Source organism: Nocardia cyriacigeorgica, from assembly GCF_029868385.1.
Taxonomy (GTDB): Bacteria; Actinomycetota; Actinomycetes; order Mycobacteriales; family Mycobacteriaceae; genus Nocardia; species Nocardia cyriacigeorgica_F.
Genome location: NZ_JARWNX010000058.1, coordinates 124,354 through 142,264 on the forward strand (window position 1 = coordinate 124,354; position 17,911 = coordinate 142,264).

Consider the following 17,911-nt stretch of genomic DNA (forward strand, 5'->3'; position numbering starts at 1 on the left):
ATCATCGCGACCAGGTGGACAGGGCGGGCGGACGCTACCGTTGGGCGCATGCTGCATGGGCGTGAAGCCGAACAAGCCGAGATCGACCGGCTGCTCGAGGCGGCGCGCGCGGGACGCAGCGCGGCGCTGGTGGTGCGTGGGGATGCCGGGATCGGGAAGACCGCGCTACTGGATTACGCGGCGGCGCAAGGTATTCCGGCGGCGCGCAGTGCGGGGATCGAATCCGAGGCCGAATTGCCGTTCGCGGGGCTGCATCTGATGGTGCGGCCGGGTATGGCGCTGGTGGACCGGCTGCCACCGCAGCAGCGTGACGCCCTGCGCGGCGCGTTCGGGCTGGCGCCGCGAGATCCGGCCGACCGCATGCTGATCGGGCTCGCGGTGCTCACCCTGTTGGCCGAGGAATCCGCCGACGGACCGCTGCTGTGTCTCATCGACGATGCGCACTGGCTCGACCGCGCCACCGCCGAGGCGCTGCTGTTCGCCGCCCGCAGGCTCGATGCCGAGGGCGTGGTGATGCTGTTCGCCACGCGTGCCGGCGATACCGATTTCCCGGCCCCCGGCCTCCCGGAGCTGCGGCTGACCGGGCTGCGACAAGAATCGGCGGCCGCCCTGATCGACAGCACGGCACCGGATCTCGCGCCGGTGCTTCGGTACCGTCTGCTCACCGAGGCCGCGGGCAATCCGCTCGCACTGCTCGAGCTACCCGCGCTGCTGGCGGCCGAGGCACCGGACGCGGGCCCGAATCCGCTGCCGCTCACCGATCGGTTGCGGGTGGCGTTCCATGGGCAGGTCAGCGGACTTCCCGGACCCACGATGACATTGCTGCTGGTCGCGGCCGCCGCGCATACCGCCGATCTGGCGACGGTGTTGTGCGCCGCCGAAACACTCGGCGCCGGGCTGGCCCATCTGCCGCCCGCCGAGGACGCGGGAATCGTGCGCAGCGACGGCCGCAGCCTCACCTTCCGCCATCCCCTGCTGCGCTCGGCGGTCTACCAGGGCGCGGGTCTGACCCGCAGACTGGCCGCACACCGCGCACTGGCGGATGCCGCGACCGCCGAGGAGGACGCCGATCTGCGCGCCTGGCATCTGGCCGCCGCGGCGACCGGGTCCGACGAAACCGCCGCCACCGCATTGGAGGACACCGCCGAGCGGGCCCGGCTGCGCACCGGCTACCACGGCGCGGTGGCGGCCTATGAGCGCGCGGCGACCCTGAGTGTCGACCCCGACGCGCGCATCCGCCGCCTGGTCCTGGCCGCCGAAACCGCGATCGAGGCCGGGCAGTACGACCGCGCCGGGGAGCTGGCCGACCGGGCGGCGGCCCAGACCGACGATCGCCAGCTGACCGCACGACTGGCGCATGTACGCGGTAATGCCGAGTTCGGTATCGGCCGCCCGCGGGCCGCCCATCATCTGCTGCTGTCGGCCGCCGACGCCACCGCCGACCCCGCACGAACGGCACGCATCCTGACCCAGGCCGTGCACGCCGCCTGGTATCTCGGCACCGACGAACTCACCCAGGTCGCCGAGCGCACCCGCGCGCTCCGACTCTGCGCGACCGACCCGATGACGCCGATAGTCGACTACCTGCTCGCCGCGACCGTCGGCGAACCACCGCAGACCCGCAACTCCCCCACCAACCCCGACACAACGGCGCCCGACCTCGAACCGCGCACCGGCCCGGACGGTCCGGCACGGACCACACCACCCGCCGCCGAGCACGACCACCGGCCCGAGCCCACGATCGGCCGAGACACCCGAACCACGGCCTCGCCCATCGACGTCCGCGACGGCGCCGATCCCGACGGCACCCACTCATCCGACAGCACACGCCCATCCGACATGCCTCCGATCTCCCCGCGGACCGACCTGCGCACTGCCGCCGCCGAGGCCCGACGCAACGGGGCCGACAGCCCGCGCGATCTGGTGCAGATGTGCGGTGCGGGACTGGTTGTCGGTGCGGACGAGCAGGTGGACGAGCTGGCGCGGGAACTGCTGGGGCAATGTCGTGAACAGGGGCGGATCGCGCTGCTGCCACCGCTGCTGTTCTTCCACGCCGAGGCCGAGCTGTTCCTCGGCAGACCGCGGGAATCGCGGGTGGCGGCGGCCGAAGGGTTGCAGATCGCCGAGGACATCGGCAACGGGCACTGGGTCAGTCAGCTGTGCGGCTTCCTTGCCTATCTCGGTGCGCTCGAAGGCGCCGAACGCGAATGCGCCGAACTGGTCGACAAGGCGCTGGCCGATGAACTCGGCGGCCCGGACGCGGCGGGAGCGACGTGGACGCATGCGGCGCTCGGCCTGCTCGATCTGGGATTCGGTCGGGTGGACGGGTCCTTGTCGCGGCTGACCGCGCTCACCGTGGAACCGGCGCGTCATCAGGTGATCGGTTTGCGGGTACTACCCGATCTGGTCGAGGCGGCCGTGCGCGCGGACGCACCGGAGCAGGCCGTCGCGGCGCGTGACCGGCTGACGTCGTGGGCGCAGGCGACCGGGGTCGACTGGATCACCGCACTCGACCACCGTGCCCGTGCGCTCACTGCCCCGGACGAGCGGGCCGAACACTACTTTCGCGAGGCCCTTGCCTCGGGCGGGCGCCCGTTCGATACGGCACGCACCCGGCTGCTGTTCGGTGAGTGGCTGCGCCGCGATAAACGCAAGACCGAGGCACGCACCCAGCTCGAAGCAGCCGCCGAAACCTTCGATCGGCTCGGCTTCACACCATGGGCGCAGCGGGCCGGGACCGAACTCGCCGCACTGGGTGTCGGTACGACCGCCCGACCTACGCGGGGGCCCGCCGCCGCACTCACACCGCAGGAACTACAGATCGCGCGGCTGGCCGCCCAGGGCCTGTCGAATCGAGATATCGCGGCCCAATTGGTGCTGAGCCCGCGCACGGTCGGACATCACCTGTACAAGGCGTATCCGAAGCTCGGTGTGGTCTCGCGCGGTGAGTTGGCGGATCTGCCGCTGGGCCCGGACTGAGCGAAGGCGCCGACATGGCCGTCGCACGACACGGCAGGTCGAGCGGACCAGAAGCCGGGAGCCCGCTCAGATCATGCGGCAACAGCTCAGGTTCGCCTGACCTCGGTCCGGCAGCCGGGCCGACTGAGGCGGGCCAGCGGTCAGGAGCGCTCGCGAATCAGACCGGCGGCCCACACCACGCTGCCGACCGCCGCTGCGGCCAGTACCGCGAACTGCGCGGAACCGACGATCAGCGCCAGCGCCAGACCGGCCAGCAGGCCCGCGACCAGCGCTTCCAGCTTGTACACCGGCCAGTCGCTGCCCGCGATATCGATCGTCGCGGGGCGGGCCGGAAGTGCGCGGCTCGCGGTGCGAAGTTCGGGGTGGTACGCGGTCATGGCTTCAGGGTATGCGGACCACAAAGTTCGGGCAAGCGAACTTTTTGTCGTGGGCGCCACAGACACCAGTGGCGGACCGCGGTCCGCATACGGGAATATTCGGCGGCCGCCCGTGGTTCGGATCCGGTATGCCACTTACTGGGGAATACGCACCGAGCACCTCCGATTGGGCCCGCGAACAGGCCGAAACCTATGAGAACTCCGGCGGTGAGGAGGCGACGACGCTGCGCGGCGTGCCCATCATCCTGCTCACCACCCGCGGCGCGAAGACCGGCAAACTGCGCAAGACGCCGCTGATGCGGGTCGAGCACGACGGCGAGTACGCGGTGGTCGCGTCATTGGGCGGGGCGCCGAAGCATCCGGTCTGGTACCACAACATCAAGGCCGAACCGCACGTCGAGTTGCGCGATGGCACCATCACGAAGGACTACACCGCGCGCGAGGTCGTCGGCGAGGAGAAGGCGCTGTGGTGGGAGCGCGCGGTCGCGGTGTGGCCCGATTACGCCGACTATCAGACCAAGACCACCCGGGAGATCCCGGTCTTCGTCCTCACCCCGCGCTGACACCGCCGCCACCCGCCGCAGCGTCGCGGCGCGGCGGGTGGCACCATATTCGAGTGTCGGATCCGCACCATGTGCTCGCTGAACTGCCCACCCGTCCGCCGTTGAACGCGGACGAGATCGACGCGGCCGCGAAGCGAATTTCCGACATCATCGAGCCGACCCCGTTGCAGCTGTGCCCGCGCCTGTCGCAGCGGACCGGTGCGCAGGTCTACCTCAAGCGCGAAGACCTCACCGTGGTCCGCTCCTACAAGCTGCGCGGCGCCTACAACCTGGTCGTCCAGCTCAGCGAGGTCGAACGCGCCGCGGGTGTCGTCACCGCGAGTGCGGGCAACCACGCCCAGGGGGTGGCGTTCGCATGCCGCGCCATGGGCATCACCGGCCGCATCTACGTCCCCACCACCACACCGAAGCAGAAACGCGACCGCATCCGCATCCATGGCGGTGAGTTCGTGGAACTGATCGCGGTCGGCGAAACCTACGATGCCGCCGCCGCGGCCGCCGCCGACGATGTGGCGCGCACCGGCGCGACCATGGTGCCGCCGTTCGACGACACCCGCACTGCGGCCGGGCAGGGCACCATCGCCGCGGAGATCCTCGATCAGCTCGGCAGCGCCCCCGACCTGGTGGTCGTCCCGGTCGGCGGTGGCGGCTGCCTGGCCGGTATCGGCACCTACCTGCGGGAACGTTCACCGCACACCGCGATCCTCGGCGTCGAACCCGCCGGCGCCGCCTCGATGACGGCGGCGCTGGTCGCTGGCGGTCCGGTGACGCTGCCGGAGATCGACCCGTTCGTCGACGGCGCCGCGGTGCGCCGGATCGGCGATGTGCCGTACGCGGCGGTGGCCGGATTCGGCGGCCGGGTGGTCACACACGGTTCGCTGCCGTTGCTGGTGGCGACCGAATCCCCGTCGGGTGCCGGATCGTTTCGTATGTTGCAGGTCGACGAGGGCGCCATCTGCACCAGCATGCTCGAGCTGTATCAGAACGAGGGCATCATCGCCGAACCCGCGGGCGCGCTCGCGGTGACGGCGCTGGCCGGTATCACGGTCGAACCGGGTTCCACCGTGGTGTGCCTGGTCTCGGGTGGCAACAACGACGTCTCCCGCTACGGCGAGGTCATCGAACGCTCACTGGTGCATCAGGGTCTCAAGCACTACTTCCTGGTGGATTTCCCGCAGGAACCGGGCGCGCTGCGCCGCTTCCTCGACGAGGTCCTCGGCCCGGACGACGACATCACCCTGTTCGAATACGTCAAACGCAACAACCGGGAGACCGGTGCGGCGCTGGTCGGTATCGAACTCGGAGCGCCGGAGGAGCTGGAACCGCTGATGGCGCGGATCGACGCCTCACCCATCCAATGCGAACGGCTCGAACCGGATTCACCGGCCTACCGCTATCTGACCTGAGCGGTCGTGTCTCGGTAGACGCGAGTCCGGTGGGCTGCTCTACGCCGGTTGTGATGCGTGGCGGTGAGCCGACCCGATCGACTCGGTATCGAGCACCACGAACGAATGTCCGGCGAGCACGGTCGCGTCAGCGTTGGGCGTCGGCGTGTCCCAGAACAGCACTGCGGCACCCGAGATGGGCAGCGGCACCGGATCGGCGGACAGGTTGCACGCCACGATCAGCGATCCCCGGCGGATCACGATCCAGCGTGCGTCCTCGTCGTAGTCGATATCGGCCGATGACGTCCACGAGCCGGTGAGTTCCGTGCGACTGCGGCGTAGGGCCAGCAGCTCGCGGTAGCAGGCCAGCAGCCGGGCGTGCGCCGGATCATCGGGTTCGGTCCAGTCGAGCCGCGAGCGTTCGAAGGTCGCCGGGTCCTGCGGATCGGGGACATCGTCGGTGGACCAGCCGTGCTCGGCGAACTCGGCGCGCCGCCCGGCCGCGGTGGCGGCGCCGACCTCGGGGTCGGTATGCGAGGTGAAGTACTGGAACGGGGTGCGCGCACCCCACTCCTCCCCCATGAACAACATCGGGGTGTAGGGCGAAAGCAGAACCAGTGCCGCCTTGACGGCCAGCTGACCGTCGGACAGATAGGCGCTCGGACGGTCGCCGGTCGCCCGGTTGCCGATCTGGTCGTGCGTGCAGGTGTAGGCCAGCAGCGCAGAAGGCCCAACCGCCGCCCGGTCGATCGGGCTGCCGTGCCTGCGGCCCCGGAACGTGGAATACGTTCCGGCATGGAAGAATCCGTGCGCGAGAGTCTCGGCCAGACAGGCCATGGAGCCGAAATCGACGTAATACCCCTGCCGTTCGCCCGAGACCGCCGCATGGATGGCGTGATGCAGGTCGTCGTTCCATTGACCGGTCAGCCCGAAACCGCCCGCCGCGCGCGGAGTGATCAGCGTCGGATCGTTGAGATCGCTTTCGGCGATCAAGGTCAGCGGACGGCCGAGATGTATGGCGAGCCGGTCGGTTTCGGCGGCCAGTTCGGTGAGCAGATGGATCGCCGTGGTGTCGGCGAGCGCATGCACTGCGTCCAGGCGCAGGGCGTCGATATGGAAATCCCGGAACCACCGCAAGGCGTTGTCGATGATGTAGCGACGCACCTCACCGGAGCCCGGACCGTCCAGATTCAGCCGCTGCCCCCAGGTGGTGCGCTGCTCGGCGAGATACGGCCCGAATCGCGGCAGATAGTTGCCGACCGGTCCGAGATGGTTGTAGACGACATCGAGCGCCACCGCCAAGCCGCGCGTATGACAGGCGTCGACGAAGCGGCGCAACCCATCGGGACCGCCGTACCCCTCGTGCACCGCATACCAGAGCACACCGTCGTAGCCCCAGTTCCGCGACCCGTCGAAGGCATTGACCGGCATCAACTCCACCATCGTCACGCCGAGCCGCACCAGATGATCCAGCCGTTCGATCGCCGCATCGAATGTGCCCGCCGGAGTGAAGGTCCCGATATGCAGTTCGTAGAACACCGCGTCAGCCAGTTGCCTGCCGGTCCAGCGGGCATCGGTCCACGCATCCGGTGCACCGCGGTCGACCGCCGAACGAGCATGCACGCCCTCGGGCTGGCGAGCCGAGCGCGGATCGGGGAGCACCGCCGGATCGTCATCGAGCAGATACCCGTAACGGGAGCCGGGCGCGGCATCCACCTGCGCCCACCACCAGCCGTCGCCCGAACGCCGCATCGGATGGACGACGCCCTCGATATCCAGCCGCACCAACTCCGGCGTCGGCGCCCACACCTCGAACCTCGTCACCGCGCCAGCATCGCACGGCATGGTGCAGCATCAGCTCAGCTGTGCGCGGGCGCCGACGACGGCCTCCTCATGTCTTCATCTGCGGTTGCCAGCCATCCTGGCGCGATACCCCGCCGGAGTCGCAGCCCTACGCGCGTCGGTATGAACGCTGCTGACATGGGCGCGACGCCGATGTCGTTCGGCCGGACAGTCGGCCATCCGACCAGTTCCGTCCATGCCTCGAGCAGGCGCACCGATCAGGGTCGGATCTGGTGCCGCGATGTGGTTGCTGACACAGTGGAGGCCGTGGGTATCTACAACGATCGCGTCGTCCCCCGCCTGGTCGAGGTCGCCTGCGGGATGAAGGCCAACGACACCCTGCGCGAGCGGGTGTGCGGCGGACTGTCCGGACGGGTGGTGGAGATCGGGTTCGGATCCGGTCTGAACGTGCCGTTCTATCCGCCGACGGTGCAGACGGTGAGCGCGGTCGAACCGGCCGACCTCGGCTGGAAGCTCGCGGCGAAACGGGTGGCCGCCGCGACCGTGCCGATCGAGCGCGCCGGACTGGACGGCCAATCGCTGCCCTTCGCCGACAACAGCTTCGACGCCGCGGTATCGACATGGACCATGTGCACCATCCCCGATATCGATGCCGCGCTCGCGGAGATCCGGCGTGTGCTGGTCCCCGGCGGAACCCTGCATTTCGTCGAGCACGGACTCGCACCCGACCGCAGGGTCCAGCGCTGGCAGCACCGACTCGACCCGATCCAGAACGTGGTCGCCGGTGGCTGCCATCTCGACCGCGATATCCGCGGACTCATCGAGCGCTCCGGATTCGAGATCCGCGATATCGAGGTGTTCTACGGTGGCCGCCCGAAATTCATGGTCGCCCAGACGCTGGGAGTCGCGGTGTCGCCATAGCGCCGGGTATGTCCCCAGGACAGGGGATTTCATGACAGCGGCCCCGGCGCGAGGGGCTAGGATACGGCTGATCCACGAACGGCGGGCGGTGACGGTGCGTTGGTTTGGAGTAGTCGCGAATGATCCCGAGTCATGGTCGGCGATCGCCGACGGATTCGTTCCGATGGCGCACTATTTCCACGATCCGCAGCAGTTGCGGGCCAGCCTGACCGGCCAGGAGACGAGCGCGTATCGCCTGCTGCGCTGGAATCAGCACGGCGACCGGACGGCCTCCCGCACCCGCAGGCATGTCCGGGAGGTTCCGGGCGACGACTTCTACTGGGTCGTCATCCCCGAACGAGGCACCTACTCGATGCGGTTCGGCGATGAGGTGATCCGGGTGCCGACCGGTCGCGCGATCCTGACCGGGATGGAGGTGGCCTGCGGCCTGCACATCCCCGACTCCACCGCCTTCGCGTTCCAGATTCCACGGGCCGAGGTCGATCACCGGCTGCGGCCGAGCGGCCACCTGCGGGCCGTCATCGATATGAGCCGCGGCCTCGGCCGGGTCGCTGGCGAGATGATCCGCACGGTGTCCGCCGAAGAGGCCGACCTCACCGATCGGGATTTCAATGCGATCTGCGATCGCGTCACGGAGCTGCTGTGCATGCTGTGCGCCGGTGACACCCAGCCGCAACCACTCGTCCACGCCGAGGTGGCGGAGAGCATCCGGCGCCATCTGCGCGAGCACATCGGGCACAGCGACGTCCGGTTACCCGCCGTCGCCAAGGCGCTCGGCTGGTCGCCCCGTCAACTGCGTCTGGTGCTGCAACAGCACGGGACGACCTTTCGCGATATGCGGCGCGACGAGGCGTTGCGCGTCGCTCGTGATCTGCTGGAAGACCCGCGCACGAACCTGAGCATCGCCGAGTTGGCGACCCGATCCGGTTTCACACCCAACTGGTTCTCCGCGGCGTTCAAAGAACGTTTCGGACAGTCACCGAGGGAGTTCCGCAAACACCGGCTCGAGCAGATCGCCGACGAGCAGCGCTGACACCGCGGCTGCTCGCCGACGCCGATCGTGGCGGCTACGTCGCCGGGGTCAAACGCACCGGAAGCGCGAGCGGACCGACCGTGCTGATTTGCGAGATGTACTCGATACGGGCCGGATCGATGGCAAGGGTGAGATCCGGATACCGCCGGAACAGCGTCGACAGCGCGATCCGGCTCTCCAGACGGGCCAGCGGCGCGCCGAGGCAGAAATGCGGTCCGTGCCCGAAGGCGAGCTGATCACGATGGTCGTGGTCGATATCGAAGGTGTCGGCGTCCGGGTTGCGCAGCAGGTCACGGCCGACCCCGCCGTGCCACAGCATCATGGCGCCCGCCGGGATGTCGACATCGGCCACCTTCACATCCGTGCGGGCATAGCGCATGAGCGCGCCGACCACCGAGGAGCGATAGCGCAGGACTTCCTCGACCACATCGTCCCAGCGGTCCTCGGCCTGCGCTTTCGCGAGCTGCTCGGGGTGTTCGCGCAGCGCGACGACGGCATTGCCGAGCAGATGCACCGTCGTCTCGTGTCCGGCGACGATCAGCAGCCACATCATCTCGACGAGTTCGGCGTCGGTGAGTTCGTTCTCCGCATTCGCCGCGAGCAGGGCGGAGGTGAGATCGTCGCCGGGGTCGCGTCGTTTACGGTCGAGCAATTCGGTGAAGTAGCCGATCATGGCGGCCATCGCGGCGTGCGCTTGTTCGCCGGTGCTCTCGGTGGAGACGATTGTGAGGGTCCAGCCCTTGAGCTGCGGCTGCTCGTCCTCCGGCACACCGAAGAGTTCGCAGATCACGCGCACCGGCAGCGGCGTCGTGTAGTTCGATATCAGGTCGATCTCGTCGGTCTGCGGGAAGCTGTCGATGAGTTCGGCTGCGATCTGCTCGATGCGCGGTGCCAATGCGGCGATCCGGCCGGGCGTGAACGCCTTGTTGATCGTTTTGCGCAGCCGCCGGTGCTCGGCGCCGTCCTGGTTCAGCATGTGCTGCATATCGGTCAGCGCTCGGAGCGGCCAATCCGCGGGAATCTTGCCGTCGTGCAGGGCGGGACAGTGCACCGCGTTCTTGGCGAAGGACTTGTCGTCGAGGATTTCGCCGACGGCTCGATGGCTGACGGCAAGCCATGCGGGCACCCCGCCGGGCAGTTCGATCGGGACCACCTCACCGGCGCGGCGGATACGGTCGTGCGTGTCGAGGATGGACTCGCCGGGTGTGGGCAATTGGATCAGTTGCTCGGTCATGTTGTCTCCCAACGTTTTCAGCCGATGTGGCGCTCATCTTCCTATGCGGTTCGCCGGTTCGCTCGCGCTGCCGATCACCCTGCCCAGTACCGGTATTCGCCGAAACCGGAACGTAGGAGCACGCGCCCGACGTCCTCGGCATCCGCGGTCCACAGCAGTATTGAATTGATCGGTCCAAAACTGCTACGGTGCCCCCATGGCGCGACCACGAGGCTTCGACGAGGACAAGGCGGTCGACGCGGCGATGCGGGCATTCTGGTCGGCGGGCTACGAGGCCACCTCGACCCAGGACCTGTGCACCGCGACCGGCCTCGGCCGCAGCAGCATCTACAACACCTTCACCAGTAAGCACGATCTGTTCGAGCGGGCGCTCGGCCGCTATATGGCAGTCAAGAACGCCGCCACCGAGGAGGTCCTGGACGCGGACGCACCGGCCGCCGAGAAGCTGCGCACACTGCTGTGGCGCACGGTCGACGCTCCCGACGAGGACCCGATCGGCTGTCTCGTGGTCAATTCCACCGTCGAACTCGGCCCCCGCGATACCCGCGTGGCCGCGACGCTGCGCACGGACCAGCGATATCGGCTCGAACTGCTCACCGCGGTCATCGAGAGCGGCCAACGCGCCGGTGACATCCGCCGCAACAAGGACGCCCACACCCTCGCACTGTTCCTGATCGCCACGATCAGCGGCATCCAGGTCGCCGCACGGGGTGGCGCCGACCGCGAGGAACGCGCGGCCATCGCCACCACCGCGCTCGAGGTCCTGTAACCCCGACTCCCCCAGCGGCTTTCGAGCCGCCACTCTTTCATGTCCACATTTTGGACTGATCAATTCAAAATAAGGGAAGGTCATCCGTGCCCACTGCCATCTACATCCTGGGTCTATCGATATTCGCCCAGGGCACCTCCGAACTCATGCTCGCGGGCCTGCTCACCGAGATGTCGACCGACCTCGGCGTGACGATTCCGCGCGCCGGACTGCTGATCTCGGCGTTCGCGCTCGGCATGCTGGTCGGCGCACCCGTGCTCGCGGTGCTGACCCTGCGCTGGTCGCGACGCACCGCGCTACTGGCATTCCTCGCCGTGTTCATCGCCGCGCACATCGTCGGGGCGCTGGCCACCGACTACTGGGTGCTGTTCGGCACGCGCGTGGTCGCGGCATTCGTCTACGCCGGATTCTGGGCGGTGGCCGCGGCGACGGCGGTGAGCCTGGTACCGCCGAATATGCGCGGGCGGGCGATGAGCGTGGTGGCGGGCGGGCTGACCGTCGCCACCGTGATCGGTCTGCCGCTCGGTACCGTCATCGGTCAGCATTTCGGCTGGCGAGCCGCCTTCTGGGCGGTGGCGATCCTGTCCGCGCCCGCCGTGCTCGGCGTGCTGGCGAAGATTCCCGGTGGACGTCCCGCCCGGCCACCGCGGGTGCGCACCCAACTGAGCGCCATGACCCGGCCGAGCCTGTGGCTGTCCTATGCGATGACCGCCGTGGCGACCGGCGCCCTCCTGATCACGTTCTCCTATCTGGGTGCCATGCTCACCGACACCACCGGCCTGCCCGAATCCTGGGTGCCCGCGGTGCTGGCCGGATACGGGGCGGGCGCGCTGCTCGGCATCATCGTCGGTGGGCGGACCGCGGACGCCTACCCGATGCGCACCCTCACCGTCGGCGTCGCCGGGCTGATCGTCACCTCGGCCCTGATCGCGCTCACCGCCACACACATCGCACCGATGGTGCTGCTCGCGATCGCGTTGGGCGCCTTCGGTTTCGGCACCAACCCTGTCCTCACCTCCCGTGTCTTCGCCCTGGCGCCCGACGCACCGACCATGGCCGCGGCGGTGAACACCTCCGCGTTCAATGTCGGCATCACCGCGGGCCCCTGGCTGGGCGGGGCCGCCCTCACCGCCGGACTCGGCTACCCGGCGACGGCATGGATCGGCGCGGCGCTCGGCGTGGCGGCGCTGGGGCTGGTGGCCGGGGCCGCGGCGCTCCAACGGCGCGATGGGTCCGCCGGTGTGACGACCGGCGCCGGACCCGCACCAGCGGCGGAGCCGACGCCGGTCGCCGTCTGACACCCGACACGGTGACACCGACGCCGTCGGATCGGGTGGCGATCGAGCGCCCCGGACAGCACAGGATCCACGATGCGCCGATGTCCGCCGCGCCCGAACGCATCCACTCGGGCGCGGCGGTGTGGTCAGGGCGCCGGTGGTCGTGGATCCCGCCTCCTGGATTTGTTCGGCCGGCGGGACGCCTCCTGGGCGACTCGTGCCCGACGCTCGGCGGGGACGAGGGCGATGATGTCGTCCCGTGAGGTGATCGTGAGCTTCTGGAATATCGCGGCCATCTGGGCATCGACCGTCTTGAAGGAACTGCCGCGACGGGCGGCGATCGCGGTATTGGTCCAGCCCGCCGCCGCGAGGGTCGCGACGTCCTGCTCGGCCGCGGACAGTTCCTGCCACCGTGTCGGGCGGTGCCGTCGGACCGGATGGTGCACCGGCAGAGCGTCGAGCGAGAGGGTGCCGAGCACCAAGGCGGTCACCTCGTCGAGTTCGGGACGCAGCATCGCGCCCTCCCGCTCGGCGGTGGTGAAGGCCCCCGCACCGAGCACCGAGCGAGAGACCTGCGCCGCCCGCTCGGTCTCCATTCGGAACGGGGCGAGATTGGTCAGATCCACGCCGAGGCGCCGACGCAGCGTGGCCGCACCACCGAGGATCCGCGCAACCTCCAAGGCCCATTCCCGCGACTGCGCACCGTGTGTGGATGGTTGTCCGTGCGCGTCGGCGATCTTGCGCGCGAGCGCCCACGCGTACATGTGGACCGCCCACACCGCGCCCCATTGATCACGCATGGCCAGCTGGTCGGCCAGGGTGGTGCGCACCGTGGCGAGCGCGGTCTCGGTATCACTGTTCTTGATCAGGGCGAGAGCCGAACTGAGTTCGGCCCACGACTGTTCCCACCGTGCCCCCGATCGACCGGCGTCCGCGAGGTGACGGCGGGCGGATTCGAGTGCCCGCGCGGGTGTTCCGGCGAAGCCGGTGGCGAGAACCTCGAACATCTCGGCCATCGACGCCGCACCGCGGTCTCCCGCCGCGAGGAACTTCCGACGCGCCCGCGCGAGCACCTCGATCGCACGAGGATCGTTGTCCGCCAACATCAACTGGCTGCCCCGGGTGAACTCGACCGGCGCGGGTAGGCCGAGATCGGTCTCCGGCTCCCGGCGCGCTCGCTCCACCGCGCCGGGATCGGCCACGCAGGCGGCCACACAATCGTCGAGCAGACGTTCGGCCTCGGCCGGAATCCCCTGGCACAGGCTGATCCAACCGATCATGGCCATCGCGGTGACCTGCAACTCGACCGGCTGCGGGTCGAGATCGCGGGTAGCGGCGAGCGCCCGCTCGGCCAGATGTTTCGACTCGCGCAGCGACCCCTTGAAGAACGGCACCCGCAAGGCGATCAACCCGACCATGATCTCCAGCGCGACCGAGGCTTGGCCGGGGGTGGCTTCGGCGCTGTCGATCGCGCACAGCAGGTTGTCCCACGCCGCGCGCGCCCACTCCAGCAATGCCTGTTCGTCCGGGCCGAGCCAGTCGCTGCCCGCCCTGGCCACCGCATCGCGGTAGTAGCGGCGGTGCCGGTCGCCGAACCGTGCGGTCTGCGCACCCGCGGCCCGCTCGCGCAGCCGCTGCTGGGCGAACACCCGGAAGCTCTCCAGCAGCGAGTACCGCACGGTGTCCTGGGTCAGATGTACCGAGACGATCGATTGATCCACCAGCCGCTCGAGCAGGCCCTCGACCTCGTCGCGGGCGATACCGTCGGCACCCGCATCGGCATCGTCGCAACAGACTGCTTCGATGGCCTCCAGTTCGGCGCCGATATCGGATCCGACCGGATCGCCGGGATCGGGGTCGTAGCCGGCGGCGAACACCGACAAACGCTCGAACAGCAGCCGCTCCTTGTCGTGGCACAGATCGTAGGACCAGGCGATGACATCGCGGATGCCCTGATGCCTGCCGTCGGCTCCGACTCGTCGCCCCGGCGACCAACCCAACCTGCGGTCGGACTCCGCACCGGAGAGATCGCGCAGGATCATCGACAACGGTTGCCTGCGCAACCGCGCGGCGGCGAGCTGGATGGCGAGCGGATGGTTGTGTACCCGACGGCAGATCGCCGCCGCGAGTTCTTGATCGGTATCGCCGACGATGTCGTGGCCGGTCAGTTCGGCCCGGCCGCGGAACAGGGTCAACGCCTGCTCCGCGGTCAAGGACCCGACCGGCACCAGGCACTCGTCGACCCAGCCGATCGCCTCCCGGCTGGTGGCGACGACGGTCAGACCGGGAACCGCACCGATCAGGTCGGCGATGAGGCGGCCCGCGCCGTCGAGCACGTGTTCACAGTTGTCCATCACCAGGATCGTCTGCACCGTGCGCCCCACCGCATCGGTACGCGCCAGCGTATCGAGCAGCGCGTCCCAGGTGGACCGCCCGGAAAAGTCGCCATCGACCAATGATTGCGCCAGTTCGTTCTCCACCGCCGCCGCGTCGGCGCCGCGTGGTAGCCGAGCCAGCCTCGCCCACTGCACCGGCACCCGTTTCGCCTTGTGGAATCGGTGCACGGCCTCGGTCGCCAACCGGGTCTTGCCGATACCGCCCGCACCGATCAGGGTGATCAACCGATTCGAACCGAGCAGCAGCATGCCGATCTTGTCCAGCTCACGCTCGCGGCCGATGAAATCGCTGGTGGTCGCGGGTGGCGAAGCACCGAAGCGCGAAGATCTGGCCGTCACGGTGGTGCAGCATAGCGGCCGGCGAACACCGAAAAGGGGCAAACGTCCCGGGCCGGAGGTCCCCGGCCCGGCGTCGGTGACCGCGTGTGCGCCCGGCATCGGCTACCGATGCACCGGTCCTACCTATCGGCACACGATGGCTGGCGTCGGTACCGATCGATTCCAGAAGGATGCACACGTGGCACAGATACAGGTGGTTGGCGCGGGCGAATGTGGATTGCCACTGGCACTGCGTTTGCTGCGCGGCGGACAGGACGTCTCACTGGTCACCGACCGAGACGCCGATGCGGTGCTGTCCGGCGCCATGACCAGCACCCAGGTCAAATTCGCGCGGACCGTGGCGCTCGAATCGGCGGCGGGCCTCGACTTCTGGGCATCGACCGCACCCGCCATCGGCGGCGTCCGGTTCACCATGGCCGTCGACGGCGAGGCGGTGGCCGGATGGTCCGGCCGATTCAGCGCACCGGCCCGCAGCGTCGACCAGCGCACCGTCTTCGCTCGCTGGTTCACCGATTTCCTGGCCGAGGGCGGGCGGGTGGACATCGCCGACCTACCGCTCGCCGAACTCGATCGCCGGGCCACCGCATACGATCTGACCGTCGTCACGCGGGCCTCGTCGGAACTGGCCGGATGTTTTCCCGTCGACCAGAGCCTCGAGGTACCGAGTCGGCCCGCACGCAGGCTCGCGGCACTGTACCTGGACGGCGTCACACCGGATCCGGACGGACTCGGAATGTATGTGGCGCTGCCCGGCCTCGGCGAGGTCGTCTCCACGCCCGCGCTCACCGGACCTCCCGGTCAGGAAAGGCATTGTGACACCCTGATGTTCGAGGTGCTTCCGGGCGGTGGGATCGACGTGTTCGACACCGCGACCACGCCCGCCGAGCGGCTGCGGGTGGCGCGGGAGATCCTCGCCCGGCATCTGCCGCCCGCACTGGCCGCGCGTTTCCGCGATGCCGAACCGACCGACGCGGGCGCGACCTTGGTCGGCGCGATCACTCCGGTGCTGCGGGAACCCGTCGGCACCATGCCTTCCGGTCTGCCGGTACTCGGCGGCGGCGACGTGGTGTGCCGGATGGATCCCGGTGGCGCGCAAGGCGCCAACAGCGCCGCGCAGTGCGCCGCCTACTACGCGGCGGCGGTGCTCGACGACCCCGACCGTAGCTTCGACGCGCCGTGGATGGCGGCGGCGGCGAAGCCGTGGCTCACCGATATCGCCCGTCCGGCGGCACTGTGGACGATGACCCTGCTCGACCCGCCCGCGGCGTTGCAGAAGCTCATGGACGCGGCCGCGTACGACTCCACGCTGGCCGACGCGTTCGCCGAGACATTCATCGTCCCGGCGAACATGCCGCAGCTGGCCACCATCCTGGCCTGACCGACCGCCGGTCGTCGGTCACGTCGGGGATGCGGGAAAGACGACCGGCAGCGCGGCAAGGGCACGGTGGAACGGCCCTTGCCGCCAGGTCAATTCGTGTACCGGCACCGCCAGCCGCACCTCGGGCAGTGCGTCGAGCAGCTGGTCGACGGCGTCCTGCGCGATCAGATAGGCGACGGTGCTGGCCGGGCAGGCATGCGGGCCCGCGCCCCACGCCAGATGTGACCGGTTGCCCGTGACCGGTCCCGCACCGATCTCCGGGTCGTTGTTGCATGCGGCCAGTCCGATCACCACCGGCTGATCGGCGGGCAGCCAGGTGTGGTCGATCAGAATCGGTCGGCGTGGATAGGTCACGCTGAAATTGGCCATCGGCGGATCATGGAACAACACCTCATCGAGAGCGTCGCGGGTGGACAGGCTGCCGTCGAGCATGCTGCCGGCGAACCGCTCATCGGTGAGCATCAGCAGCAACGAGTTGCTGATCAGGTTCTGCATCGGCTCGTTCCCGGCGCCGTAGAGGATGCCGAGCTGGTGGATGAGTTCCTCGTCGGCGAAACCGGCCGGATGGTCGATGAGGCGGGAAGTGATATCGGCGGCGGGTTCGGCCCGTTTCAGTTCGATCAATCGCAGCATCGCCGCGGCGAGACGCCGATCGCTGTGTACGGTGTCGACGCCATCGAAGATCGCCGCCGTCGCCGCCGCGATCTCGTTACCGATGTCGGGCGGGCATCCGAGCAACGCGTTGATCGCCTGGAACGCCAGCGGGGCGGCGTAGGAACGGTGCAGGTCGGCGGCACCGGTGGTACGGAAGGAATCGATCAACACGGTAGCGATGCCTTCGACGGTGCCGCGCACGCTGTGCAAGTCGACGCCATCGATGCCCGCGGTCGCCGCACGCCGGTAGCGGTCGTGTTCGGCGCCCGCGCTGCGCAGCGCGTTCGGGCGCCAGGACAGGATCGGCAGCACCGGGCAGTCGGCGGCGATACCGCGTTGCCAGGCGCGTGGATCGGCCGGGAAATGGTCGGGGTCGTGCATGATCCGCACGGCGGTTCGGTAGCCGATCACCAGCGTCGCCGGGACGCCAGGAGCCAGCTCCACCGGCACGATCGAGCCGTACCTGGCGCGCATGTCGCGGTAGGCGCGATGCGGATCGGCGGCGAATTCCGCGGTGTACAGCGGGACCCGGTCCCGATCGGTGTGCACGGGCGAGCTGTGGTGGGGTATCGGGCAACTCTCGGAACCGACGGATTCGGACGGCATGGGCAATGTCGGGGCTCCCCACAGTAGGACCGGCTGCAACACGCCGAGAACCGGGCGGTGCGGCGCGGTCGACGACGGACCGAGAATGCGCCGATAGGTAGGTCGAGGGCATCGGTAGGTGCGGGCGGGTGCCGCGGTGGAGCCGCTCTCGGCGGTGTCCGATCCGGACGTGATCGACGCTCCGACGAGTTCCGGTG

General features: G+C 69.1%; 13 protein-coding genes. 8 read left to right on the plus strand and 5 right to left on the minus strand.

The features are described 5' to 3' along the window. Positions 1-48 precede the first annotated feature (48 nt). Positions 49-2,979 (plus strand): helix-turn-helix transcriptional regulator, encoded by a 2,931-nt coding sequence (locus tag QH168_RS19805; RefSeq protein WP_280236224.1) that lies wholly within the window; start codon positions 49-51, stop codon positions 2,977-2,979. 140 nt (positions 2,980-3,119) lie between these two features. On the opposite strand, the gene QH168_RS19810 is transcribed toward QH168_RS19805, so the two are convergent. Further along, positions 3,120-3,356: a hypothetical protein gene (locus tag QH168_RS19810; RefSeq protein ID WP_280236225.1), complete on the minus strand. Its 237-nt coding sequence runs from the start codon at positions 3,354-3,356 to the stop codon at positions 3,120-3,122. A 128-nt stretch (positions 3,357-3,484) separates the two neighbouring features. Between QH168_RS19810 and QH168_RS19815 the strand changes: the two genes are divergently transcribed. Further along, positions 3,485-3,919: a nitroreductase family deazaflavin-dependent oxidoreductase gene (locus QH168_RS19815; RefSeq protein WP_280236226.1), complete on the plus strand. Its 435-nt coding sequence runs from the start codon at positions 3,485-3,487 to the stop codon at positions 3,917-3,919. Between the two features lie 53 nt (positions 3,920-3,972). Then, the gene (gene ilvA / locus QH168_RS19820) at positions 3,973-5,325 is read left to right on the plus strand and encodes a threonine ammonia-lyase IlvA (RefSeq protein ID WP_280236227.1); all 1,353 of its coding nucleotides are present in this window, start codon (positions 3,973-3,975) and stop codon (positions 5,323-5,325) included. A gap of 39 nt (positions 5,326-5,364) precedes the next feature. Here ilvA and treZ read toward each other — a convergent pair whose 3' ends face one another. Further along, positions 5,365-7,128, minus strand: a complete 1,764-nt coding sequence (gene treZ / locus QH168_RS19825) for a malto-oligosyltrehalose trehalohydrolase (RefSeq protein WP_280236228.1) — start codon at positions 7,126-7,128, stop codon at positions 5,365-5,367. A gap of 285 nt (positions 7,129-7,413) precedes the next feature. Between treZ and QH168_RS19830 the strand changes: the two genes are divergently transcribed. Next, a complete protein-coding gene (locus tag QH168_RS19830) occupies positions 7,414-8,028 on the plus strand; it encodes a class I SAM-dependent methyltransferase (protein WP_280236256.1) in 615 nt (204 codons plus the stop codon). 31 nt (positions 8,029-8,059) lie between these two features. Continuing rightward, a complete protein-coding gene (locus QH168_RS19835) occupies positions 8,060-9,061 on the plus strand; it encodes an AraC family transcriptional regulator (protein ID WP_432421140.1) in 1,002 nt (333 codons plus the stop codon). A 34-nt stretch (positions 9,062-9,095) separates the two neighbouring features. Here QH168_RS19835 and QH168_RS19840 read toward each other — a convergent pair whose 3' ends face one another. Beyond that, on the minus strand, positions 9,096-10,295 hold the full coding sequence (locus QH168_RS19840; protein ID WP_280236230.1) for a cytochrome P450 family protein: 1,200 nt from the start codon (positions 10,293-10,295) through the stop codon (positions 9,096-9,098). Positions 10,296-10,491: 196 nt separating this feature from the next. Here QH168_RS19840 and QH168_RS19845 point away from each other — a divergent pair, with 196 nt between their 5' ends. Next, positions 10,492-11,064, plus strand: coding sequence for a TetR/AcrR family transcriptional regulator (locus QH168_RS19845; RefSeq protein ID WP_280236231.1), 573 nt, complete (start codon positions 10,492-10,494; stop codon positions 11,062-11,064). An 86-nt stretch (positions 11,065-11,150) separates the two neighbouring features. Next, on the plus strand, positions 11,151-12,362 hold the full coding sequence (locus tag QH168_RS19850; protein WP_280236232.1) for a Cmx/CmrA family chloramphenicol efflux MFS transporter: 1,212 nt from the start codon (positions 11,151-11,153) through the stop codon (positions 12,360-12,362). 125 nt (positions 12,363-12,487) lie between these two features. Here QH168_RS19850 and QH168_RS19855 read toward each other — a convergent pair whose 3' ends face one another. Then, positions 12,488-15,076, minus strand: coding sequence for a LuxR C-terminal-related transcriptional regulator (locus QH168_RS19855; protein WP_280236233.1), 2,589 nt, complete (start codon positions 15,074-15,076; stop codon positions 12,488-12,490). 178 nt (positions 15,077-15,254) lie between these two features. Here QH168_RS19855 and QH168_RS19860 point away from each other — a divergent pair, with 178 nt between their 5' ends. Beyond that, positions 15,255-16,454 carry a styrene monooxygenase/indole monooxygenase family protein gene (locus QH168_RS19860; RefSeq protein WP_280236234.1) on the plus strand — a complete coding sequence of 400 codons (1,200 nt, stop codon included), beginning with the start codon at positions 15,255-15,257 and terminating at the stop codon, positions 16,452-16,454. 18 nt (positions 16,455-16,472) lie between these two features. On the opposite strand, the gene QH168_RS19865 is transcribed toward QH168_RS19860, so the two are convergent. Further along, on the minus strand, positions 16,473-17,714 hold the full coding sequence (locus QH168_RS19865) for a cytochrome P450 (protein WP_280236235.1): 1,242 nt from the start codon (positions 17,712-17,714) through the stop codon (positions 16,473-16,475). Between the last annotated feature and the right edge of the window lie 197 nt (positions 17,715-17,911).